Source organism: Hydrogenovibrio crunogenus, assembly GCF_004786015.1.
In the GTDB taxonomy this organism is placed as follows: Bacteria; Pseudomonadota; Gammaproteobacteria; order Thiomicrospirales; family Thiomicrospiraceae; genus Hydrogenovibrio; species Hydrogenovibrio crunogenus.
On record NZ_CP032096.1, the window covers coordinates 1049464 to 1071387 of the forward strand.

Below are 21924 nucleotides of genomic sequence, written 5' to 3' on the forward strand. Positions count from 1 at the left end.
AGCATAATTATCTACTATTGTTAACGTATTGGTGATTTGCTTTTTCTTTTGCATAAGCTACAAGGAGTTGTTATGCGCTTAAATCAATCGAAGTTAGTCTCTTTATTTATGTTGTTTTCATTTGCTTTTGGAACGCTATCCTTAACCGGGTGTTCCGACAGTGCGGAAGATAACATGAAAGAAACCTATCAAGAAGCTAAGGAAGACATGGGAGAAGCGGCTGAAGATACTCAAGAAGCAGTAGAGGATGCAGGTGAAAGTGTTGAAGACGCAGCCGAAGCAGCCGAAGATAAGATGGAGGAGTGACCTCTTTTAATGGCTGATAGAAAGCGTCATTTAAGTTAGTTTGTGATTAGCTTTTGCTGAACTCAATGTTGAGATTTAGCATAAATCAAAAGGAGTATTTATGCATTTAAATCGATGGAAATTAAACCCTTTAGTGTTGAGTCTGACTGTTATGTTTGGCGGCGTTTTTTTAACCGCTTGCAGTGATGATTCGCAACAAAAAGCGGCTGAAGCGGTTGAAGACGTTAAGCAATCAACCAGCGAAGCTTATGAGGAAGCGAAACAGACAACCCAAGAGGTGATGGATGAGACGCAAGAAGCCGTTTCAGATTCTGTGGATTCTGCCCAAGAGGCAGCCGAATCGGCAGGTGAAGAGGCTTCTGATATGGCTGAATCTGCTAGTGAAACGACTCAAGAGGCCATTAATGAAGCCTCTGAAGAAGTGGATGAAGCGGTTGCAGCTGTTTCTGTATCTGGTCAAGATGTTTATTCAACTTGTGTCGGTTGTCATGGCGCGAACGGAGAAGGGGGCGTTGGTCCGAAACTTTCTGGACAAGCCGAAGATGCTTTGGTTGAAAAATTAAAAACATATCGTTCTGGTAAAGAAATTGGCCCAATGAGTGCGATGATGATTCCTAATGCTCAGCAACTGTCGGATGCAGAAATAAAAGCCGTTTCAAGTTACATTACAACGCTTTAACTGCTTTTAGATATTGTGTTTAATCAAAGCCCAGTTTTTGAACTGGGTTTTTTATATTTGCTTTTCCGGGCTTCGACCCTGTAATCCGCCGGAATGGTATAGGATGACTTTAGAACCGGGCGGGATGTTGCCGGTAGCCAACTGTTCTAAAAAACCATAAATCATTTTATTGGTGTAGACAGGGTCTAAGGGAATATCAAACTGTTCTTCAAACCATTTACGTGTGGCATAAATCTCACTGTTTTCTTTTCCGTATCCTTGACCACAATAATCTAACAGCAGTTGCCACTGAGCTAAGCCTTGTTGATTGTGGCGAACACCACTCAATTGTTCTATTGTTGGAATTAAGTAGCTTGCTTGCTTTAAGGTGGCAACGCCTAAAATATGGCGGGGTTGATTGCAGAAAAAAGCGCTGAACTTGATTAACCCTGCTAAAGTGCCCCCCGTGCCAACGGCGCTGTAAAGGTGGGTCCAGTCAGGACATTGCATGGCTAGCTGTTGCGATAATTCTTCGAATCCCTGTATGGCTAAGTTGTTTGTTCCGCCTTCTGGCAAAATGTAACTGTCAGGAAACTGTTGTTGTAGCTGTTGGAAAAAGTGAGCGCGTGTCTTTTGCCGGTAGTCCATTCGGTTTAAAAAGTGCAGCTGCATGCCATTCTGATATGCTGTCTGTAGTGTTGGGCTCCACTTTTCAGGCTGGTTAGCCAGCTCGTCTCCTCGAATGAAACCAATGGTTTTAAATCCATATGAGTATCCTGCAGCAGCCGTGGCTGCTATATGATTGGAGTAAGCCCCGCCGAATGTCAGTAGACTTTTTTTGCCCAGCTGTCCGGCTTCCGCTAAGTTGTATTTAAGTTTATGAAGCTTGTTTCCCTGAATGGTGGGGTGGTTTAAATCATCCCGTTTTATCCATACTTGAATGGCCTTTTCATCAAATAGCGGATGGTTTAAAGGAGTAAGAGGCGTGAATTCCTGGAGCGTGTTGAGTGATTTCATCGGTAAAATCCTCTGTTTTAATAGAAATTAAGCAGGTAATTACTTACGCGTATCAGAACTTTTGGTAGAATATGAGGCAATTTTAACCCAAATAGGAACTGAGTAAATGGAACAATTAACCACCAGTTTGGATGTGATGTTTATTTTGTTGGGTGCCATCTTGGTACTCTTTATGCACGCAGGTTTTGCTTTTTTAGAAGTTGGAACCGTTCAACATAAAAATCAGGTAAATGCATTGGTTAAAATAATGACCGATTTGGGTGTGTCCACCGTTGCCTATTTCTTTATTGGGTATGGTGTGGCTTATGGCGTTTTCCTCGGCTTCAACTTGGATGGACAATTAACGCAAGCCATGACAGAAAAATCGGGCTATGAACTGGTTAAGTTCTTTTTTCTAATGACTTTTGCGGCGGCGATTCCCGCGATTGTTTCCGGAGGAATTGCCGAGAGAGCTCGGTTCTATCCAGTTTTATTAGCGACCTTCTTAACCGTTGCCTTTATTTACCCGTTTTTTGAAGGAATGGCCTGGAACGGAAACCTGGGGATGCAAAGCTGGTTAGAAACCTCTTATGGTGCGCCTTTTCATGATTTTGCCGGTTCCATCGTTGTTCATGCCGTTGGGGGCTGGATTGCGTTAGCTGCGATTATCGTGCTTGGCTCTCGAACAGGACGTTATGACAGCAATGGTAATATGCGTCACGTTTATCCGCCTTCCAGTATTCCTTTCCTGGCGCTAGGGGCATGGATTTTATCCGTCGGTTGGTTTGGCTTTAACGTGATGTCAGCCCAAGCGATTGAGGGGATTCAAGGTTTAGTCGCAATGAACTCTCTAATGGCGATGGTGGGTGGCATTATCGCAGCGACATTTGTTGGTGATAAAGATCCTGGTTTTATTCATAATGGTCCTTTAGCAGGGTTGGTTGCAATCTGTGCAGGATCAGATGTAGTTAGCCCATTAGGTGCACTTGTGATTGGGCTAGTGGCTGGTGCTCTATTTGTGAAAGCGTTTACCTGGACACAGAAAAATTTAAAAATTGATGATGTTCTGGGGGTTTGGCCTTTACATGGTTTGTGTGGCGTATGGGGTGCGATTGCCGTCGGTATTTTTGGTAGCACAGCACTAGGCGGACTTGGTGGTGTTTCAATGATGTCCCAGATTCTAGGGACACTTGCAGGTGTCGCCGTGGCTCTAATAGGTGGATTCTTGGTGTATATTTTGGTCGATAAACTAATGGGACTGCGTATGTCGGATGAAGATCAATATGAAGGGGCTGATTTGTCAATTCATAAAATTCATGCCAACCCACCTAAAGAAGAATTTTAAACACTTCTTACCTTTCTGTTTAATTTAAACCCGCTGATTAGGCGGGTTTTTTGTTATAGTTTCTTTTTTGTTTTTAAGATCATCATGACTATGCGTAAATTACCTGCCGATCAATTGTATCGATTCTCTCAAATAAACTCGCAAGACTTTCAAGCCAGTACATCGGATACTAAAGAGTTTATGAAACGCTTTCACCCTCGAGCGTATCAGTCGCTTAACTTTGGTTTACATTTAAGGCGTAACCAAAACCATATTTTCATTATGGGAGAGCCGGGAGTGGGTCGAATCGGTATGACGAAATCGATGCTTCGGGAAGCGGCTAAACGCAAAGAGATTCCGCAAGATGTGGTGTTGGTTTCCGATTTTAGCGAAGCCAATAAAACCCAGTATCTGTATTTTAAAGCTGGACACGGCTTGGGATTTAAACATGCCATTGAAGACTTGATTACGCAATTAAAAACACAGCTACCCGTCGTGTTTGATGGGCATGCCTATCAGCTAAAAAATCAGCAACTTGAAAATGATTTGGCACAAAAGCAAGAAAGCGCTTTGGAACCTGCATTGGATTTAGCTGAGTCGTTAAATATTGAAGTCCAACAAAATGAAAATAATTTTGTGTTGTTTGCGGTTGTCGAAGGCGAACGCTTACGCATGGCCGACTTGAAAAAGCTGGATGAACCTTTGCAGAAATATTTTATGGATGCATTGGATCAGGTTGAAGAAGCTTTAAACAAAGGGTTGACGCACTTTCCATTCTTGCAGCATGAATATATGGATGCGGGTAAAAAACTGAATACCGATGTTACCAATGAGCATTTAGAGCCTTTAATTGATGCTTTAAAAATGGAGTTTGGTGAAAATCATGGCGTTAAAGCGTATTTGGATGCGTTGCAAAATGCCATTGTTTCTAAGTTGCATTTGTTTTGGGATCAGTCAGCAGAGCAAGTGACCAGTAATGCACAAACATCCATGGAAGAGTTACTGGCAGAACAGTCAGGTATGTCGGTATTTGAAGTGAACTTGCTAGTTGACCATTCCGGCTTAAAGCATGCCCCCGTGATTTATGAACAGAATGCGACCATGCCAAAACTGTTTGGTTATACGATTAACTCTGCCAGTGCCAACGCAACCGATACTCTAACTTTGGCGATGAACCACCAGGCAGGGTTGTTACAGAAAGCAAACGGCGGTTTTTTGATGCTGAGTATTCAGTCGGTCTTAAAAGATCCCGAGATCTGGTCAAATCTGAAAGCTGCATTAATGAGTAAACGACTGACTTTTGAAATTCCTTCGTCCAGTAGTGTGGTGCCTTATCATTTACCTGACTATCCGTTGGAAGTGACGTTAGTGTTGATTGGTCAGGCAGAGCATTTTTATGCCTTGCAAGAGCTGGACGCTCAATTCAATCGTTTATTCAAAGTACAAGTTGAGTTTGAAGTGGAATTGGAAAGAACGTCTGAGCATGAATTGGTTTTAGCACAGCAACTGTCCAGTGAAGTGGAGGCCTGGGAAGATTTACCTGTGGTGCCTTCGGCGCTGGAACGTTTGATTGAGTATGCTTCGCGTTTGGTCGAGTCGCAAGGGCGCTTGTATACCAATAAAGCAATTCTGCGAGATGTTTTAGCGGAAGCGAATGCTTTTGCGCGAGCGCATGATGAACAAGAAGTGACGCGTGAGACCATTGAAGCAACTATTCAACAGCGGGATTTTCATACCGGGTTGATGGAAGATTATTACCATCGAGCAATTATTGAAGAACAGGTTTTAATTAAGGTCAGTGGACATCATATAGGCATGGTCAATGGCCTGACGGTTCTCACTATGGGGCGTCAATCATTTGGTCAGCCTGTTCGTATAACCGCACAAGCCTCTGCCGGGGATGAAGGTGTGGTGGATATCGAACGTGAAATAGAAATGGCCGGACCGATCCACTCTAAAGGGATGTTGATTTTGTCTGGGTATTTACGTGGCCGCTATATGAAGCTTAAATCATTAGGGTTTAGTGCCTCGGTGGTCATGGAGCAAACCTATGACGGGATTGAAGGTGACAGTGCGTCTTCTGCAGAATTGATTGCCTTGATTTCGTCGATTGCCCAAATCCCCTTACGTCAAGATATTGCGATTACCGGTTCTGTGAACCAGTTCGGAGAAATTCAGCCGATTGGTGGGGTGAATGAAAAGATTGAAGGGTTCTTTAAGGTCTGTAAAGCACGTGGTTTAACGGGTTCACAAGGGGTTGTGATTCCGGAAGCCAATACCAAGCATTTGATGCTGAATGCGGAAGTCAGAAATGCGGTTGATGCCGGAGAATTTCACGTCTATGCGATGAGTCATATTGATGATGCGTTAGGTTTGTTGTCGGACATGGCAGTCGGGGAAGAACAGGAAGACGGCTCTTTCCCTGATGGCAGCATTAATGCCCGAGTATTAAAAGCGCTTGAGAAGATGAACGAAAAACATGATAACGATGATGATTAACGCTTAGACGTTTTGTTTATTTTGACGTGCTTGCATGCGTCGTTCCCAAGAGCGACGTACATGCCATTTCCAGAACATATGTAATCCAAAATAACTGCTGACTGCTAACACAGCTCCCACAGCAGCACTGCCTAAATAAAGCGGCAACCACAGTTCGCCAAGGGTCGTTAAAATCCAATTCCAGCTCATTTCAAAGTGTAAGCCTTCTTCCGCGGGGGTTCCGAGAATCCATGTGCCCACCAAGTAATTGAAGTAGAATATAGGGGGCATTGTAAACGGGTTGCTGATCCAAACCAGTGCCACACTGAGGGGGAGGTTGGCTCGGATTAAAATCGCGGTAATGGCGGACGTTACCATTTGAGAGGGGATGGGAATCGCCATCCAAAATAATCCATTGGCAAATGCCTTTGCAGTATTATGTCGGTGAATATGCCATAAGTTTGGGTTGCCAAGCCATTTTGCTAAAAAACCTAACCCCTGCATATTTTTAATTTTTTCAGGATTGGGAGAGTATTTTTTGAATATTTTCTTCGGCATATGTTTCGTTACTTTGTTCTAGGGTTTGTTTGCAGTAGTTATGCCTTTTATCAATTGGCGAGTTTCCCGAGTTGGGGAGTTTTTGCTATCAGTTTTGCGCTGTTCAGTGGGTTGCTTATCTTAAAATCGATTCCCGCATTGTCTAAAGATTTATTTTCATCTTATCAAACGGTTCTCAACCACACTTTAATCCATATTATTATAGGATTTCTTTTTGGCTTTATCTGGGTATTTTTACATTCTTTTTTGACAGCATCATTACCAAATACTGCTTATTTTACTCCTATTGAAGTTGAAGGCAAAATTCTCGATTTACCTCAAGTGCAGTCCTTTAACCATACTGGAAAACGTTCCCGGGTAAAATTTCAATTAGAGGTGATTCAGTTAAAAGAGTCGGTCCACAAAAATGCCCAGGCCTGGGCAATCTTGCCTCCTAAAATTCAACTAAGCTGGTATGGGGCAAGCACGGTTCCTAAAACAGGCGAAACTTGGCGTTTTAAAGTGAAGCTGAAACCACGTCATGCGAGTTTAAATCCTGGCGGGTTTGATTATGAAACTTATTTGTTTCAAAAGGGCCTTGTGGCTAGAGGCTATGTGTTAAACCAAAAAGATGCCGCCAGTTTCATAGAAGACGGCGGGATGTGGCAATATCGCTATTGGTTGGCTCAGCATTTAAGACCGTTGTTTGAAAACAGTGACTTTAATGGTATTTACCGGGCATTGATTTATGGTGATAAAAGTCAGTTATCGGCAGAGGATTGGTCGTTGCTTCAAAAAACCGGCACCATTCATCTCATGGCGATTTCCGGGTTGCATATTGGTATTGTTGCGGCTCTAGGGTTTGGGGTGTTTGGTTTACTTTGGAAACTCTTAATCAGATTCAGTAACTGGCAATGGGTTGCTCAAACGCCCAAATTGATTTTTGCTTCAATGGGGGCAATTTTTCTGGCAACGCTCTATATGGCGATGGCAGGCTTTTCTATTCCCACACAGCGCGCTTGGATGATGGTAATGGTTGTGTTGCTGTTTTTATTTATTCGCCGAAAATTTCAACCTTGGTCGGCTTTGTCTTTAGCGGCTTTTCTCATTGTTCTATTTGACCCACGTTCAGTCCTCAGTCATGGATTTTGGCTATCATTTATGGCCGTGGCGCTTATTTTTGCAGTCTTAAGGCATCCAAAAATTAAAGTGGCGCCAAACTGGCAAAAGATGATTGCGGTGCAATTGGCTTTAACGATAGGGTTGGTACCATTATTGGTGTCTTATTACCATCAAATTGCCTTAGCCAGCTTTTTGAGTAATCTGGTTGCGGTTCCTTTTGTCAGTTTGATTGGGTTGCCTCTGTTGTTCATAACTGTTTTGTTAAGTCTTGTTTCAACCACCCTGGCCAGCCTGTTTATGAATTTAAATAACTTTTTATGGCAAACATTGTGGTCGATATTGGAATTTTTAGGGGCACAATTTGATTATTGGGTTATCGGGAATATAGACGATTGGCAAGTAGGATTGCTATACGCTGTGCCTATTGCCGGGGTTGTTTTATGGCGCAAAAAACAACAGAGCATTCAGTTTCAGGCTCGTTTTAAATTGCTCTTATTGAGTAGCGTCATTATTGGCAGTTGGGCGGTTATTGTCTTGCCGACGTTGACACATCAAGTACCACCTCATGAAGTAAAAGTGACCGTTCTAGATGTGGGGCAGGGAGAATCAATTGTGTTTGAAACGGAAAACGCCGTGGTGGTTTATGATACAGGGGCAAAATGGAGTGCCAAAATGGACGGTGCGAAATTGGCCGTGCTACCTTATTTGAAATCGCAGGGTCACACTCAGATTGATTTATTGATCGTCAGTCATAGTGATATGGATCATGCCGGAGGCGTGGCCACATTATTAAAAGAGATGCCGATTCGAAAAATGATTTCAGGACAGTCTGAAAAATTAAATGCTTTGCATCATACTCAGCGGTTTAGTGCCTGTCAAAGTGGTCAGGCCTGGTCATTTTCGGGGGTACAGTTTCGTATTTTAGCACCAAGAAGTGATTTGCCGGTCGCCAATAACGATAATGATGCCTCTTGTGTTCTTAAAGTAGAAAATGGCAAAGGGACAGCTCTGATTTCTGGTGATTTAACCCGCGCTGTAGAACAGCCTTTGGCACGTCAGGTCGGCTCTCTGTTACAATCAGATTTATTGGTTGCCGGTCACCATGGCAGCCGTACCTCAACGTCATTAATTTGGCTTAACACCGTCCATCCTAAGGAAGTGGTTTTTTCCAGTGGGTTTGCCAATCGTTATCATTTTCCTGCAAAAACGGTGATTCAGCGGCTTGAAAAACAACAAATTCTTTGGCGAAATACCGCCTGTCGAGGCGCAATTCAGTATAAAATAACACAATCTGATCAAGAGCCATTGGTATTTCTAGGTACCTACCAAGAGATGAATTCTAAGTGGTACAGAACGACCTGTGAAGCTTTTGATGGTTTAAAATCTAAAGCCGGGTTGTCTGTTGCTAAAGACAGTGAAACACAATGAAATTAACCCTGTTTCGGAAAGAGAGAGTTTTATGAGTTGGCCTACTTTTTGGTCCAAACCCCCTAAACAGTCTTGGAAAACTGCTTTGTTATGGCCTATGGGCAAACTGGTTTGCTGGTTTGCTGCGAGGCGTTTAAAACGCTTTAAAAGGAAGGGGCCTAAAAAGACTACCAATGCACAAGTTGTGGTGGTGGGTAATATCATCGTCGGTGGTTCTGGGAAAACTCCTTTTATTCAATGGTTTGGTAAGCAATTATCTGAGCATGGGTTAAAGTTTGGTATTGTCAGTCGTGGCTATGGAGGACAAAGCAGAGTATGGCCACAATGGGTTACTGAACACTCTGATCCTACTATGGTCGGTGACGAACCAGTTTTGTTGGCGCAATCATTGCACTGTCCAGTGGCCGTTTCGCCAAACAGGCCTGAAGCCATTGCGTTATTGGAATCGAAATATGATTTGGATGTCATTATCAGTGATGATGGCTTACAACACTATAAAATGGCACGCGATATTGAAATTGTGATGATGGATTCAAAGCGGCTTTTAGGAAATGGATTTTGTCTTCCTGCTGGCCCATTAAGGGAGTCAAAAAGGCGTTTAGCGTTAGTGGATTTTGTGGTGTGGAACGGAGGAGAAGTCTCTGAGTTAGCCAGTGAAACCAGTACTATTATGAAACTGGTGCCACAGCACTTCCGCTCCGTGGCTAATCCTAAAATGGTTCTACCGATTAGTAGCTTTAGGCATGAAAAGACGAATGCGATGGCGGGAATTGGTAATCCTCAGCGTTTTTTTAATACCTTATCCGAGCTTGGAATTGATGCAGAAGTGACACCTTTTGAGGACCATAAAGTATTTCAGCCAAGCGATTTTGACGCTTTTGAAAGCACAAAACCGTTACTGATGACAGAGAAAGATGCGGTAAAATGCCGAGCATTCGCACAACCCAACTGGTGGTATTTAGAAGTGCAGCCCATGTGCCCAGCAACATTTGCACACCAGTTGTTTCATAAATTAGGGCATTATGATTTTACGATTTAATCTGTCAGAGACAGACAGCGAACAATAAAGAGAATGAGTGTATGGATTCAAAATTATTAGATATTCTGGTGTGCCCCGTTACCAAAACCCCTCTGCAGTTTGACAAAGCTCAACAAGAGTTGGTTTCAACGGCGGCAAACTTAGCTTTTCCAGTGCGTGATGGCATTCCCATTATGCTGGAAGAAGAAGCGCGTATTTTGACAGCGGAAGAAAAAGAACGTTTTGTAAAACAAAAACGTGGCTAACCAGGTATTGAATCGGTAACTATTATGTCTTTTATTGTCATTATTCCTGCGCGTTATGAATCCTCTCGCCTGCTTGGTAAACCCTTGATGGATATTCAAGGCAAGCCTATGGTGGAATGGACCTGGATGCAGGCGAAAAAATCAGGGGCAACACGTGTTGTGATCGCAACTGAGTCTGACCGGGTCAAGGCGGTTTGTGAATCTTTTGGTGCGGAAGTGTGCTTAACGTCCGAACACCACGAGTCGGGGACAGAGCGCATTGCTGAAGTAGCCAGTGTATTAGAGCTGAATGACGATGATATTCTCGTTAATGTCCAAGGGGACGAACCTTTACTTCCGCCGGATTTAATTCATCAGGTTGCGGAAGGGCTTGAAACTCACCCTAATACTCTAATGGCAACACTTTGCGAGCCAATTCTAGATGTGGAAACGGTCTTTGATCCGCATGCGGTTAAAGTGATTCGGGATTGTAATAACTATGCGTTAAATTTTACTCGTGCGCCCATGCCCTGGTCTCGAGATACCTTTGGCTCTGAGCCGAAAACTTTACCGGGAAACTGGCCTTATCGTCGCCATATTGGACTTTATGCCTATCGGTCAGGCTTTGTAAAACGCTATGTAGAATGGCCTGTTTGCGCACTTGAACAAGTTGAAAAATTGGAGCAGCTCCGAGTATTGTGGCATGGTGAAAAAATACTGGTGCTGGACGCCCTTTGTGAGGCTGGTGTCGGTGTGGACACGGAACAGGATTTAATTAAAGTTCGTAGAATCATGGCGGAAATGAACCCGGATGGAGCACTTTAAGTGGGAAAGTTGCTTAATATTCTAACGCTAATTGCAGTCATTTATTTTATTTACTGGATGGTCAAACGTCATTTTCGTCACCGAAAATTGGCAGCGCAAGGTTTTGAAATTAAACAGGAAGGGATTCGTCCCATTACCTTATTAAGTATTGTCATGCTGGTCATGTATGGTGCTTACATGCTGTACTTTGTCTTTCAAGGATCGGATTAGTTCTTTATTTAGATGGTGCTTATAGATGGTGCTTAGTGTTTTTGTCTGGCATTATGTATCCGTTGACAAAGGTCGGGCAAATGATGGATTAAACGTGCAGTAGGGCGCTGAAAGTGATTGGTGTTGATTAAATATATTTGTTTGTTTTTAACGGCATTTATTTGGGGCCATTTCAGCCAGTTTTGATACCAAGTTTTTTGGACGGCAGTTTCTCCTCCCAGTAAAATAACATCTGGATTTCTTTTTAAAACGGATTCCGTATCGACTTCGGGAGCGAGAATTTTTTGCTGTGCAAAAATATTTTCAGCGCCACAGGTTTCAATGGCTTGGCTGATAAAAACTTGGCCATTAACAGTCATCATCGGGTCATCCCATATCTGATAGAAAAATCGTATTTTAGTTAACTCTTGGTATTGCCGTTTCACCGTCGTTAACGTGGACATTAAACGGTTAGCCAGAGCGTCTGCAATTTGAGATGTATTTAGAAGTGTGCCGATGCGTTTGATATCGCGAGGAATATCACTTAATTTACGCGGTTCAAATAATTCCACTTTAAATCCAAGCTGCTGAAGTCGTTCAAGTACTTTGGATTGATTGCTGGATTGCCAGGCCAGGATCAGGTCCGGCTTTAATTGAATGATTTTTTCCAGATTCAAAGCATTATAGGTTCCGACAATCGGGAGCGTTTTGGCTGAAGCAGGATAATTAGAATAAGCGATGGCCCCGACAAGTTTCGAACCGGCGCCTGCAGAATAAACCATTTCAGTCAGATGTGGGGAGAGGGTAATGACGCGTTCATAAGGTGCCGCATTAACCCAATTGCTCCAGAGTAAGCCACTCAGTAACAAACTGAGTAGCCACGTTTTTTTGTCAAATGTACTAAAAACGGTTTGAATCATGAATTAGAGTTCACCTTTCACACCCACAAATGCCTGAACACCACCTGTTGAGTATACATAATTCGGTACAGGATTGGTGGCAGGGTAATCTACTACACCTTCAACGTACTGTTGGTTGAACAGGTTTAATACTTGACCATACAAAGAGACATGACGATTTACTTGATAATTTGCCGTCAAATCCGTCACAAAATATTCTCCAATTTGTGCCCCTTGCTGGTTATCGGCTGAATACGTCGTCCCCGTATAACGCGTCACTAGGCCGATTTGTGTTTGAGGTAAACCATAGTAATCGAAAGTCAAGTTGGCGGTTTGTTCCGGGCGATAAGCTAAAACTTGATTATCTTTGTTGCGCGCATTTAACCAGGTTGCATTGAAGTTAACGTCTGTTGCGAGTGAATCAATGGCGCGCTGGTACGCAAATTCAACCCCTTCACTCAGAGTTTTTCCAGAAGCGTTGGCATAATAATTAGACGGCCAACTTCCTTGTGCCGTAATTAAATCTTGCGTGGTGCTTCTGAAATACGTTAACGTCGTATTGTAAATCCCTAAAGTGACATCGTACCCTTCAATCGATTCCGGTTTCAATTGTTCTGGATTGTTAGTAGAGAGCTGGTATAAAGAAGGAACATTATACCCTGTACCATAGTTGGCACTGACAAACGTGTTGGCAGAAAAATAGTTTTTTACACCGATTTTGCCTGTCGTTGCATTTTCAAAACGATTGAAATGATCATATCGTAGCGCTTCAGTAAGCAGTAAGGTTTCCGTTATATGATTGGTGTTATTAACCCCTATCCCTGTATTATAAAAGTTTCTTTCTTTAGCTATATCCCGATAATGTTTACTGTTCGCCGAGAGAATGAGTTGATCGGTTGAACGATAATCGAAAGTTGCCTGCCCTCCATATTCCTCAATAGACGCCTCGTATTGGCTGGTCCCATAACTGCCATCGTTTAAGGTGCGCTCTATATGATGGTCTTGAACAAAGAGTTTGGTGCTGATAGTTTGACCAGAATATAGATACTGCACCTGCCTTATCGTACTGTCATAAGCACTGTTGCTAGAAGTATCATCAGGGTTGGAGCTGCTATCATAGTCCGCTGTGGCAGAGATTTTATTGACAGTTGTCTCAAAGCGGTGGTTTTTGACTGGTGTCAGCCCTAATTGAAAGCGGACGTCGGTTTGTTTAAACGCATCGTTTTCAAACTGAGCTTGCGATTCATCATATTTTCGAATCGAACTGAAGCCATCTGTCGTATGTTGATTGAAATGTACCAGAAAATCGACTTTATCATTACCCGCGCCTAAAGTGGAACTGAGGCGTTTTGTATTAAAAGAGCCTGTTTTCAAATCAACTGAAGCCTGTTTACCACCTTTTTTAGTAATAATATTGATGACTCCAGCCGAGGCATTAGCTCCCCATGTACCTGATTGGGGGCCTTTAATTATTTCAATACGTTCAATACCGCTTAATTGAATGTTAGCAATGCTGGCACCAAGTCCACTTGGATCGGTAAGTTCAATACCATCTTGTAAGATTAACACTTGGCGATCTGAAGAAGAAGCGCCGCGCAAGAAGATCGAGGTTTGCTGTCCGGTGCCGCCTGATTTTTTGATGGCTAAGCCTGGGACGGTTTTTAAAGCATCATCCAATGTCTGATAGTGCTTTTGCTCAATTTCATCTGCGGTAATGATTGATATATTGGCTGAAACAGAAGGCGCTTTTTGTTCTGTTTTATTAGCGGAAACGACAATTTTATCGAGGCTTTTGGGGGTGGCATAAACGGCTGAAGCACTTAAGCAAAAGCCTAAAGTAAGAGGTAAAGACCTTATTTTAAAAGTCATGGAAATTTCCTTCGTGTAAATTTTTTTAAATTATTTAACGAAGACAAAACGGCGGTTAATCCCTATTAACCGTTAACAACGGGGTTGAATGCAAGGCCTCAGAGGTCAATCATAAGCGAAACATTCAGCGTGTTTTCCGTATTGCCCACCGCAATCGGTTTCTATGGGTGACTCAAAGAGTCGAGTTTAGGCCGGTATCCGGGCTTAAGAGCAATTTCCTGACGCCTTCTCAAGTTCTGGAACTCAATGGCATGGAATCAGGTTTTCTCTATCACCGTTGCGGGGGCAGCACTGGAATGGACACGCAAATCAGTTTTATAACCTTTTGCGGTGGTCACCAAGTTTCCCGTTTAACATTACTTTCTAAAAGTAAAGGCACCTAAAAAAAGGTATTATAATCGTTTTTAAATGAGAGGTTGCTGAATTAAATTCATTCGTTTATGAATTTAATTCATATTAAATAAATAAGCTTTGCTGTTGGGGGGTTTGGGAAAAGTAAGTCGCGGCACCGGCATATTCAACCCCGTCGATCATATCTTCTTCAGTATATCCCAATAGTTCCATACTCATTTGGCAGATGGTAAATTTCACGCCCATTTCCAGGCAAAGATCACGAAAGTCTTCAAAACTGAGTTGGTTTTGTTTTTTGATCGTTTGTTTAAACATCCAGGTTGCTGCTGAAGTCATTCCTGGAAGAGACCAAACAATGTCAGGCAGGAATCGCCAGTTAATTTCCTGAAACCATTCTGGACCGAAAGGACTCTTTAAGGGCATGCCGGGATTGCCGACCGGGGATACTTTGAGTTTTGAAGTATCTTTTAATAAACAGTTGATGCCATAAAAGGTAAAGAAAATTTCAGTTTCTTTTCCCATCGCTACGGCACTGCTGGCAAGAATCATGGATGGATAACTCCAGTCTAATGTGCCTTTCGATTGGATGATGCTAAAGTCGGCAGAGGAAGGAGAAGTCATCTTCGGTTGTCCTTTTTTCTAAATTGACTGTCTATAGGATAAAAAGTGCCAGGCCTGGTTGTTTTTAATCAGGCTTATGGCGTTGACGTTGCAGAAGTTTTTGGGTAAAGCGATAAGAGAGCCACAAGGCAGGGGTTACGATACCAAAAGTAAACAGCATGGACGTCATTACTTCAGGTGCTTCACTTCCTTGAAAGTGTGTTACGCCACCAACGACCACCGCCATTAAAAGTCCATTTCGTATTGCCCGTTTCAGAGGATGGGATTGAGTTGTCATTGAATTGCTCCTGTCGTCAATGGTAAGGATTTGTCCTGACTCCATTCCTGAGTGGAACCATCATAAAGTCGCACTTGTTCAAACCCTAAGCTTTGCAACATCGGAAACAAACGCGCTGCCCGATGGGCGGTATTGCAGTATAAAATAATTTGCTGGTTTTTATCTGTTATGCCGACTTGCTCTAGAAAAGCTGTCAGTTGTTGTGCAGAACGTTGCTGGTATCCATTGCGAAAATCAACAGCCGCTTGCCACGGGAACAGTTGAGCACCAGGAATATGTCCAGTACGTTTTTCTTTAGAAGACCCTAAATATTCTTCTTTGGTTCGAGTGTCGAGTAAAGCGACCTGTTTATTTTGAATGGCCGCCATGACTTCTTGTTTGTTGGCTGTGAGTCGATCGGTCGATGAGGTTGAAGGTGTAGGATAGTTTGCAGGGGTGATTTTTGGCATTTTTTGAGTAACTGGATAACCTTTTAAAACCCATTGAACACTGCCGCCATCTAACAGAGCAACATTTTCGTGATTGAGCTTTTTAAGCTCCCAATACAGTCGGCTGGCGTCTAAATTCCCTTGGTTGTCATAAAGAATAACTTGGTCTTTGGGTGTAATCCCCAGTTGAGAGAGTACTTTGGCCATATAGTCCGGTCCACCACTCAATTGCAATCCGTTTTGTGGTTTGATGAGCCAAGCATAATTCACCCAGATGGCATTGGGAAGATGGTATTTTTGAAATTGATCTCGACTGCTGAGATCAATCAGCTTGATGTTTTCCTGGTGTTCCTGAACCCAGTCAGCGGAAACGAAAACGGGTAGCTTTGCCCAAACAGAAGAGCTGAATAATAAACATAATAATGGTAATACACGCATAAGGAGACCCAAATGTAAATTAAGAAGGAGAGAGAAGGTTCTTCAAACAGGTCAAGTAAGCTTCTTCATCAGGCATTCCTTGCTGTTGTTGCGATTGCCACAGAGCTTCGCCTAAACAGTCCATCATGGCATGTTCTGTTTCATGTACATCACCAATCTGATTTCCCAGTTGTTGATAGAGGGCTTGAATGCCTGCCGGGCGATCCAATGCGACTTGTTCTTGTAAACCAAGGTGCATCCCCATATGCAAAAAAGGGTTGGTTTCACCCAGCTCAGGCAAGTAATCATTTCCCAAATGCTTTTCATTTGTCAGCATCATGTGATATTCAGGATGCATTTCAATAACACGGGCGACCATGGTTTCCATCGCATCCATAGGTTGGTTTTGAGTTGCTTTTTGCCAGGTTTCAACATAAAACTGACGCATTTTGTCTCGTTCGGTAGTGTAAAACATAGTGTGTTTTTCGGTATTCTTGGAAGGTTGTAATTAAGTGATAGTTTAACGAAAACACGCCGGATTTGCGCAAAGTTTTTTGGATCTGGTATGCGTTTTAGCATGATTGGGTGTGAGAGAAAACCAGTGTAAAAGCGGCGTTCACAGTTATTGCACATTTAAATTGGCTTTAAAATTTTATACTAAATACAATACACGGAGTAAAGTAAGCATTGACGTTAGTAATGTGTTATTGCGAGAAATTGTTTTCTGACGATATTTTTAAGGAAAAAAGATGAGAATTAAGAACACATCCACACAGTTTGGTTGGGTCAGTATTGTGAATCATTGGGTAACGGCCGTTTTGTTTATCGGCATGATTGCATTGGGTATTTATATGGGTTCTTTACCCAAAGGACCAGAAAGAAGTGATCTCTATGACCTGCATAAGTCAATAGGGGTGATTATTCTTGGATTGTTCTTCTTTAGACTCTTATGGCTGAAACTGTCGCCGAATCCTGAAAGTTTGTCTTCAACACGCTTTGAACATATTTTAGCGCACAGTGTGAAAGGGCTGCTGTATTTAGGGTTGGTTCTGATGCCTTTATCGGGGTGGGTGATGTCCAGCTCCGGTGGGCATGACGTGGCCGTGTTTGATTGGTTTGTCTTGCCTGCGATTGTATCTGAAAATGAGGGCTTACATGAAGCGGCTGAAGAATTTCATGAAATTTTGGGTGAGTTGATTTTGCCTGCCATTATTGTGTTGCATATAGCGGGGGCCTTGAAACATCATTATTTCTATAAAGACGCTACTTTAAACCGCATGGTTGGCAAAGAATAATACGGCAAGAATCTTGGCTCATATGATAAAGAATTTGATTCGATTATGACATTACGCTTAAAACTGATCTTAGTATTGCTTGGCTTTGGGTTTTTGATGCTTGAAGCCATGATGTGGAGCAATCAATACTTGCTGCATAACACCATGGTTAAGTATGTGGATAAGCGAGATCAGCTTCGTCTAGAGCGTTTGAAAAATAACATTGAAGTCTACATGGATGAAAAAGGGGTGTTTGATACAAATGACCTGGATTTAGACGTGTGGCAACGCTTGTTGACAGCCTCTCATCGTGTTGATTTAACGCATACCTATATTCCGATGGATATTCTCTTAGAACGAGAGTACCCTAAAATGCTACAAATTCATCCTGATGAGTTTGAGAGTCGTGTCAGTCTCATCAGCAAAGAAGGTCAGGTGATTATTGGGCCAGAGCCAACTAAAAATGGCATGGAAGAATCCATTATTGTCGATCGTGAAGAAGTCGGGCAGCTGGGGTACAACCATCGCGATGAGCTGACGGAAAAGACCGATATTGAGTTTACAGAAGATCAGTCGATGGTTTTCACTTGGGGAGCGGTTTTGATGACAGGGGTGGCGCTGTTGCTCTTGTTGCCTTTCGCCAGTCACTTTTTATCTCCAATACGAAAACTGACATTAGGGATGCGAAAGTTATCTCAAGGTCAGTTTGCAACACGCTTGCAGCATGACCGAAAAGATGAGTTCGGGCAGCTGCAACAAGACTTCAATTATCTTGCCGCCAGTCTGGAAAAAAGTCAGCAAAGTAGAAATCAGTGGATTGCCGATATTTCTCATGAATTACGGACACCGTTGACGATTTTACAGGGCAGTTTAGAGGCTATTAAAGATGGTATTCGTCCTGCTAATGAAACAAATTTGCAGCAAATTCATGAAGAAGTTTTATGGCTCAATCGGTTGGTGGATGATTTATACCAGGTCACCTTGAATGATATTGGGGGATTGAACTATAAAATGAACCCTGTTGATTTTAAACGTGTTGTGACGAGCTCAGTGGCGATGGTAGACGATGCAGCTCAAGAAAAAGGGTTGCGGTTGTCGGTGCACTTTTCTGAAGATACCTTCAAATTAAATGGTGATGAATCGCGTTTGCAGCAACTGGTCACCAACTTGCTATGGAATAGTATTGCTTATACAGATGCCGTGACGGCTTCAGGAGAACAGGGACAAGTTATAATCTCGTTAAGTCGTACTTCAAGTCATGTCATTTTTAGCATTGAAGATTCTGCGCCTTCCGTTAATGAAGATGAAATTCCATATTTATTTGAGAGATTGTATCGCACAGAAGGGTCTCGAAACCGACGGCATGGCGGTGCTGGCCTTGGGTTGGCAATTGTACAGCAGATTGTGGAAGCTCACATGGGCAAGGTTTCTGTGGCTCCGTCTGAATTGGGTGGCATAAAAGTTTCAGTAAAGTTACCGGTTTAAAAGGAATTTCGATGAGTAATGAAACCATCTTAATTGTGGAAGATGAAATTAAAATTGCCAATATTGTTCAAGAGTACCTACAAGACAGTGGTTTTAAAACGGTGTGTATTGATAATGGGTCAGACGTATTGGACTGGGTTCAGCAGCATCCTGTTGACTTGATTTTATTAGATATTATGTTGCCGGGAAAAGATGGACTGCAAGTTTGTAAAGAAGTCCGAGCCATTAGCCAGGTACCGATTATCATGTTAACGGCTAAAGTAGAAGAAATTGATCGGATTTTAGGCCTGGAATTAGGTGCAGATGATTATATCTGTAAGCCGTTTAGTCCTCGTGAATTGGTTGCACGCGTTAAGGCCTTGCTTCGACGAAGTTCTTTACGCCAGGAAGATCATGAAGATTGGCATATGGATGAAGAACGTTATCAGGTTCGTTACCATGGAAAAACGGTTAATTTATCTATGGTTGAATTTGCGATCTTAAAGTTATTGAGCGCTAGCCCCGGGCGTATTTATTCCAGAAGTCAGTTGATTGGAAGTATTTATCCAGACAATCGAGTGGTTTCTGATCGCACGGTAGACAGTCATATTAAAAAGCTACGACATAAGCTGGCAGACGAATTGACTTCAAAAGAATTGATTTACTCAGTTTATGGCGTCGGTTATAAGTTTGAGTTTCACGCTTAATGCTTAGAAGTATTGAAAAAAGGCGCTTTTTTTAAAAATTACGTAAAAAAACTATTGTTTTTTTGTATCGAATCTTTTAGTATTACCTCATCTTAATTTGATAAAGCTAAATTCGTCGCGAGGCGAAGACAGAAAGCCACGGATCTCTCTGAGATGGCCGGGTTACCTTTTTAACGACACATTTATTTAAGTGGAAACACTTAAGAACCTATCGTTATATGTTCTGTTTAGATCCTTTCTATGTGATTGGATTTCATTTAGCCTTTTAAAAAATTAATGACATGGCAGTTATGCATCAAGCCGTTTATCGCTTTTTTCATTTTGCTGATGTTGTGTTGTTTTTTAACTGCATTATCTATTGATGATTTATCAAGTTATAACCTTGTTCAGAGTGCAACTAATTTTCCTCTTTCCCATTTCTGACGTGGGAATACCACACTAGGGGGAAAATTTTTGGGGGGCTTTTTTGCCCCCATTTTTTTCTTTGATCTGACCCGTTTGATTCGCATTTCCTTCTCTAAAGGATTCCTTTAGGAATCGCTCTTAATATCAGGTATAATTCTGCCCAAAAGTATTTAACGTTCTCATAAAAACGACCAGGCCTGGCTGTTTTTTGTTATTCAAATACACCTCAAGCCCAATTAAGTAGATAAATCGATTTATGTCACTGCAATTAGAAACAAATAAAAGGCGTACTTTTGCCATCATTTCCCACCCGGACGCCGGGAAAACCACGGTCACTGAAAAACTATTGTTATACGGTGGCGCCATCCAGATGGCTGGGGCGGTAAAAAGTCGTAAAACAGATCGTTCGGCTACATCCGATTGGATGAAGATGGAGCAAGAAAGAGGTATTTCTGTTGCGTCCTCCGTGATGCAGTTCCCTTATAAAGATGTCATGATCAATCTTTTGGATACCCCTGGGCATGAAGACTTTTCGGAAGATACTTATCGTACTCTGACGGCTGTGGATTCCGCTTTAATGGTGATTGATGTGGCTAAAGGGGTTGAAGATCGAACCATTAAATTAATGGAAGTATGCCGCCTAAGAGACACGCCTATCTTAACGTTTATCAACAAGCTGGACCGTGAAGGAAAGGAGCCGATAGAGCTGTTGGATGAAGTGGAAGAGGTATTGAAAATCAATTGTGCCCCGATGACTTGGCCAATTGGTATGGGAAAACGTTTTAAAGGGATCTATCATCTTTATAATGATACCGTACGTCTTTTTGAATCGGCTGATGGGTTGAATGCCTCGGAAGGGGAGTTGATTCATGGGTTGGATAATCCTGAGCTAGATGAAAAGTTAGGCAGTCTTGCAGAAGAATTACGAGATGAAATTGAACTGGTCAGAGGGGCCAGCCATGAATTCGAGTTGGATGCTTTTCTAAAAGGGAAAATGACCCCTGTATTTTTTGGATCAGCCGTGAATAATTTCGGTTTGCAAGAGTTATTAGATGGCTTTGCAAAATATGCACCTGCGCCAGAAGGGCGTGAAGCCAGCACGCGATTTGTTAAATCTGATGAAGAAAAATTAACCGGTTTTATTTTTAAAATCCAAGCCAACATGGACCCTAAGCATCGTGATCGCGTGGCATTTATGCGAATCGTGTCTGGTAAGTATGAAAAGGGCATGAGTTTAAAGCATGTCAGGATTGGTAAAGACGTTAAAATTGCGAAAGCAATTACATTTTTAGCAAATAAGCGCGATCAAGCAGAATTGGCCTATCCAGGTGATATTATCGGGTTGCATAACCATGGCACGATTAAAATCGGGGATACTTTCACACAAGGTGAAGACCTGAAATTTACAGGGATTCCAAACTTTGCGCCAGAATTGTTCAGGCGGGCACAGCTGAAAGATCCAATGAAAATGAAAGCATTGCAAAAAGGATTAACGCAACTGTCAGAAGAAGGGGCAACGCAATTATTTCGTCCAATTATTAATAATGATTTGATTTTGGGTGCGGTTGGGATTCTGCAATTTGAAGTGGTGGCCCAGCGACTAAAAGATGAGTACAACGTGACTTGTTTATTCGAACCGGTTAATGTTTCAACGGCACGTTGGGTCATTGGTGATAAAACTGAGATCGACAAGTTCTTGGCGAAAGTTAAAGAGAACGTGGCTTATGATGCTGCTGGAGAGTTGGTTTATATTGCCCCTACTCGTGTTAATTTAACACTGATTGAAGAGCGTTGGCCTGAGCTTCAGTTTGTTGCCACACGCGAACACTGATTAAATTATCCTATCTCATATAAATTCATGCCAATCACCGATTGGCATGAATTTTTCTTCTTAAAAATTTCATTCGATCATGTTTCAAAATTTGAATAAAGCGTGAAGACAAATCACTTTTATTTTAAATTTTATCGCTAAGCATTTGATTAAATGTTAAAAATTTTGATTCTTTTAAAAAATATGTTATTGTTTAATAGTTAATTTTTCGTAAGATTAATAAGTTAACCTGATTTAAGTTCAGGTTTCATTAAT

The 21924-nt window shown here is 42.2% G+C and carries 21 protein-coding genes and 2 riboswitches; of the genes, 13 read left to right on the top strand and 8 right to left on the bottom strand.

Annotation, left to right across the window (positions count from 1 at the left end; all coding sequences use genetic code 11):
• Positions 1–72: 72 nt before the first annotated feature.
• Together GHNINEIG_RS05035 and GHNINEIG_RS11750 are read left to right on the top strand one after the other, a co-directional pair.
• Positions 73–306, top strand: coding sequence for a hypothetical protein (locus tag GHNINEIG_RS05035; protein WP_135795636.1), 234 nt, complete (start codon positions 73–75; stop codon positions 304–306).
• A gap of 100 nt (positions 307–406) precedes the next feature.
• Positions 407–985: a c-type cytochrome gene (locus tag GHNINEIG_RS11750; RefSeq protein ID WP_223260942.1), complete on the top strand. Its 579-nt coding sequence runs from the start codon at positions 407–409 to the stop codon at positions 983–985.
• Positions 986–1036: 51 nt separating this feature from the next.
• On the opposite strand, the gene GHNINEIG_RS05045 is transcribed toward GHNINEIG_RS11750, so the two are convergent.
• Positions 1037–1981, bottom strand: a complete 945-nt coding sequence (locus GHNINEIG_RS05045; RefSeq protein ID WP_135795637.1) for a 1-aminocyclopropane-1-carboxylate deaminase/D-cysteine desulfhydrase — start codon at positions 1979–1981, stop codon at positions 1037–1039.
• Positions 1982–2087: 106 nt separating this feature from the next.
• Between GHNINEIG_RS05045 and GHNINEIG_RS05050 the strand changes: the two genes are divergently transcribed.
• Together GHNINEIG_RS05050 and GHNINEIG_RS05055 are read left to right on the top strand one after the other, a co-directional pair.
• Complete coding sequence (locus tag GHNINEIG_RS05050) at positions 2088–3305, top strand: ammonium transporter (RefSeq protein ID WP_135795638.1); 1218 nt, start codon at positions 2088–2090, stop codon at positions 3303–3305.
• Positions 3306–3389: 84 nt separating this feature from the next.
• Entirely contained in the window at positions 3390–5783 is a 2394-nt protein-coding gene (locus tag GHNINEIG_RS05055; protein WP_135795639.1) for a Lon protease family protein, read from the top strand.
• A gap of 3 nt (positions 5784–5786) precedes the next feature.
• On the opposite strand, the gene GHNINEIG_RS05060 is transcribed toward GHNINEIG_RS05055, so the two are convergent.
• Positions 5787–6320, bottom strand: coding sequence for a DUF2062 domain-containing protein (locus GHNINEIG_RS05060; RefSeq protein WP_135795640.1), 534 nt, complete (start codon positions 6318–6320; stop codon positions 5787–5789).
• Here GHNINEIG_RS05060 and GHNINEIG_RS05065 point away from each other — a divergent pair, their 5' ends adjacent.
• Genes GHNINEIG_RS05065 through GHNINEIG_RS05085 form a run of 5 tightly spaced genes read left to right on the top strand, consistent with a single transcriptional unit; the run spans position 6321 to position 11147 of the window.
• Positions 6321–8849 (top strand): DNA internalization-related competence protein ComEC/Rec2, encoded by a 2529-nt coding sequence (locus GHNINEIG_RS05065; protein ID WP_135795641.1) that lies wholly within the window; start codon positions 6321–6323, stop codon positions 8847–8849.
• 31 nt (positions 8850–8880) lie between these two features.
• Complete coding sequence (lpxK, locus tag GHNINEIG_RS05070; RefSeq protein ID WP_135795642.1) at positions 8881–9888, top strand: tetraacyldisaccharide 4'-kinase; 1008 nt, start codon at positions 8881–8883, stop codon at positions 9886–9888.
• Between the two features lie 41 nt (positions 9889–9929).
• Entirely contained in the window at positions 9930–10133 is a 204-nt protein-coding gene (locus tag GHNINEIG_RS05075) for a Trm112 family protein (protein ID WP_135795643.1), read from the top strand.
• A 24-nt stretch (positions 10134–10157) separates the two neighbouring features.
• Positions 10158–10937, top strand: a complete 780-nt coding sequence (gene kdsB / locus GHNINEIG_RS05080; protein WP_135795644.1) for a 3-deoxy-manno-octulosonate cytidylyltransferase — start codon at positions 10158–10160, stop codon at positions 10935–10937.
• On the top strand, positions 10938–11147 hold the full coding sequence (locus GHNINEIG_RS05085; protein WP_135795645.1) for a hypothetical protein: 210 nt from the start codon (positions 10938–10940) through the stop codon (positions 11145–11147). It begins immediately after the preceding gene.
• Between the two features lie 32 nt (positions 11148–11179).
• Here the strand turns inward: GHNINEIG_RS05085 and GHNINEIG_RS05090 are convergent, their stop codons facing one another.
• The 6 genes from GHNINEIG_RS05090 to GHNINEIG_RS05115 all read right to left on the bottom strand — a co-directional run bounded on the left by GHNINEIG_RS05090 (position 11180) and on the right by GHNINEIG_RS05115 (position 16463).
• On the bottom strand, positions 11180–12046 hold the full coding sequence (locus tag GHNINEIG_RS05090; RefSeq protein WP_135795646.1) for a cobalamin-binding protein: 867 nt from the start codon (positions 12044–12046) through the stop codon (positions 11180–11182).
• Between the two features lie 3 nt (positions 12047–12049).
• On the bottom strand, positions 12050–13894 hold the full coding sequence (locus GHNINEIG_RS05095) for a TonB-dependent receptor plug domain-containing protein (protein ID WP_135795647.1): 1845 nt from the start codon (positions 13892–13894) through the stop codon (positions 12050–12052).
• A gap of 172 nt (positions 13895–14066) precedes the next feature.
• Positions 14067–14292, bottom strand: a riboswitch (cobalamin riboswitch).
• 58 nt (positions 14293–14350) lie between these two features.
• Complete coding sequence (locus GHNINEIG_RS05100) at positions 14351–14866, bottom strand: DsrE/DsrF/DrsH-like family protein (protein ID WP_135795648.1); 516 nt, start codon at positions 14864–14866, stop codon at positions 14351–14353.
• A 64-nt stretch (positions 14867–14930) separates the two neighbouring features.
• On the bottom strand, positions 14931–15143 hold the full coding sequence (locus tag GHNINEIG_RS05105) for a hypothetical protein (protein WP_135795649.1): 213 nt from the start codon (positions 15141–15143) through the stop codon (positions 14931–14933).
• Positions 15140–16009: a sulfurtransferase gene (locus tag GHNINEIG_RS05110; RefSeq protein ID WP_135795650.1), complete on the bottom strand. Its 870-nt coding sequence runs from the start codon at positions 16007–16009 to the stop codon at positions 15140–15142. Before GHNINEIG_RS05110 ends, GHNINEIG_RS05105 begins: the two co-directional genes overlap by 4 nt.
• Before the next feature lie 19 nt (positions 16010–16028).
• A complete protein-coding gene (locus GHNINEIG_RS05115; RefSeq protein WP_135795651.1) occupies positions 16029–16463 on the bottom strand; it encodes a DUF1841 family protein in 435 nt (144 codons plus the stop codon).
• Positions 16464–16737: 274 nt separating this feature from the next.
• On the opposite strand from GHNINEIG_RS05115, the gene GHNINEIG_RS05120 reads away from it, so the two are divergent.
• The 4 genes from GHNINEIG_RS05120 (at position 16738) to GHNINEIG_RS05135 (ending at position 21669) form a co-directional block, all read left to right on the top strand.
• The gene (locus GHNINEIG_RS05120) at positions 16738–17283 is read left to right on the top strand and encodes a cytochrome b (RefSeq protein WP_135795652.1); all 546 of its coding nucleotides are present in this window, start codon (positions 16738–16740) and stop codon (positions 17281–17283) included.
• 45 nt (positions 17284–17328) lie between these two features.
• A complete protein-coding gene (locus GHNINEIG_RS05125) occupies positions 17329–18747 on the top strand; it encodes an ATP-binding protein (RefSeq protein ID WP_223260943.1) in 1419 nt (472 codons plus the stop codon).
• Positions 18748–18758: 11 nt separating this feature from the next.
• On the top strand, positions 18759–19433 hold the full coding sequence (locus tag GHNINEIG_RS05130) for a response regulator (protein WP_135795653.1): 675 nt from the start codon (positions 18759–18761) through the stop codon (positions 19431–19433).
• A 95-nt stretch (positions 19434–19528) separates the two neighbouring features.
• A riboswitch (cyclic di-GMP riboswitch) is annotated at positions 19529–19603 on the top strand.
• 491 nt (positions 19604–20094) lie between these two features.
• Positions 20095–21669 carry a peptide chain release factor 3 gene (locus tag GHNINEIG_RS05135; protein WP_135795654.1) on the top strand — a complete coding sequence of 525 codons (1575 nt, stop codon included), beginning with the start codon at positions 20095–20097 and terminating at the stop codon, positions 21667–21669.
• The last annotated feature ends 255 nt before the right edge of the window (positions 21670–21924 follow it).

Excerpts from the sequence above, each read along its gene's own strand:
- GHNINEIG_RS05090 (WP_135795646.1), bottom strand. The coding sequence starts at position 12,046 with ATGATTCAAACCGTTTTTAGTACATTTGACAAAAAAACGTGGCTACTC.
- GHNINEIG_RS05035 (WP_135795636.1), top strand. The coding sequence starts at position 73 with ATGCGCTTAAATCAATCGAAGTTAGTCTCTTTATTTATGTTGTTTTCA.
- GHNINEIG_RS05045 (WP_135795637.1), bottom strand. The coding sequence starts at position 1,981 with ATGAAATCACTCAACACGCTCCAGGAATTCACGCCTCTTACTCCTTTA.
- GHNINEIG_RS05050 (WP_135795638.1), top strand. The coding sequence starts at position 2,088 with ATGGAACAATTAACCACCAGTTTGGATGTGATGTTTATTTTGTTGGGT.
- GHNINEIG_RS05130 (WP_135795653.1), top strand. The coding sequence starts at position 18,759 with ATGAGTAATGAAACCATCTTAATTGTGGAAGATGAAATTAAAATTGCC.
- GHNINEIG_RS05110 (WP_135795650.1), bottom strand. The coding sequence starts at position 16,009 with ATGCGTGTATTACCATTATTATGTTTATTATTCAGCTCTTCTGTTTGG.
- GHNINEIG_RS05075 (WP_135795643.1), top strand. The coding sequence starts at position 9,930 with ATGGATTCAAAATTATTAGATATTCTGGTGTGCCCCGTTACCAAAACC.
- GHNINEIG_RS05115 (WP_135795651.1), bottom strand. The coding sequence starts at position 16,463 with ATGTTTTACACTACCGAACGAGACAAAATGCGTCAGTTTTATGTTGAA.
- GHNINEIG_RS05095 (WP_135795647.1), bottom strand. The coding sequence starts at position 13,894 with ATGACTTTTAAAATAAGGTCTTTACCTCTTACTTTAGGCTTTTGCTTA.
- GHNINEIG_RS05055 (WP_135795639.1), top strand. The coding sequence starts at position 3,390 with ATGACTATGCGTAAATTACCTGCCGATCAATTGTATCGATTCTCTCAA.
- GHNINEIG_RS05060 (WP_135795640.1), bottom strand. The coding sequence starts at position 6,320 with ATGCCGAAGAAAATATTCAAAAAATACTCTCCCAATCCTGAAAAAATT.
- GHNINEIG_RS05105 (WP_135795649.1), bottom strand. The coding sequence starts at position 15,143 with ATGACAACTCAATCCCATCCTCTGAAACGGGCAATACGAAATGGACTT.
- kdsB (WP_135795644.1), top strand. The coding sequence starts at position 10,158 with ATGTCTTTTATTGTCATTATTCCTGCGCGTTATGAATCCTCTCGCCTG.
- GHNINEIG_RS05120 (WP_135795652.1), top strand. The coding sequence starts at position 16,738 with ATGAGAATTAAGAACACATCCACACAGTTTGGTTGGGTCAGTATTGTG.
- GHNINEIG_RS05125 (WP_223260943.1), top strand. The coding sequence starts at position 17,329 with ATGACATTACGCTTAAAACTGATCTTAGTATTGCTTGGCTTTGGGTTT.
- GHNINEIG_RS05100 (WP_135795648.1), bottom strand. The coding sequence starts at position 14,866 with ATGACTTCTCCTTCCTCTGCCGACTTTAGCATCATCCAATCGAAAGGC.
- GHNINEIG_RS11750 (WP_223260942.1), top strand. The coding sequence starts at position 407 with ATGCATTTAAATCGATGGAAATTAAACCCTTTAGTGTTGAGTCTGACT.
- GHNINEIG_RS05135 (WP_135795654.1), top strand. The coding sequence starts at position 20,095 with ATGTCACTGCAATTAGAAACAAATAAAAGGCGTACTTTTGCCATCATT.
- GHNINEIG_RS05065 (WP_135795641.1), top strand. The coding sequence starts at position 6,321 with ATGTTTCGTTACTTTGTTCTAGGGTTTGTTTGCAGTAGTTATGCCTTT.
- lpxK (WP_135795642.1), top strand. The coding sequence starts at position 8,881 with ATGAGTTGGCCTACTTTTTGGTCCAAACCCCCTAAACAGTCTTGGAAA.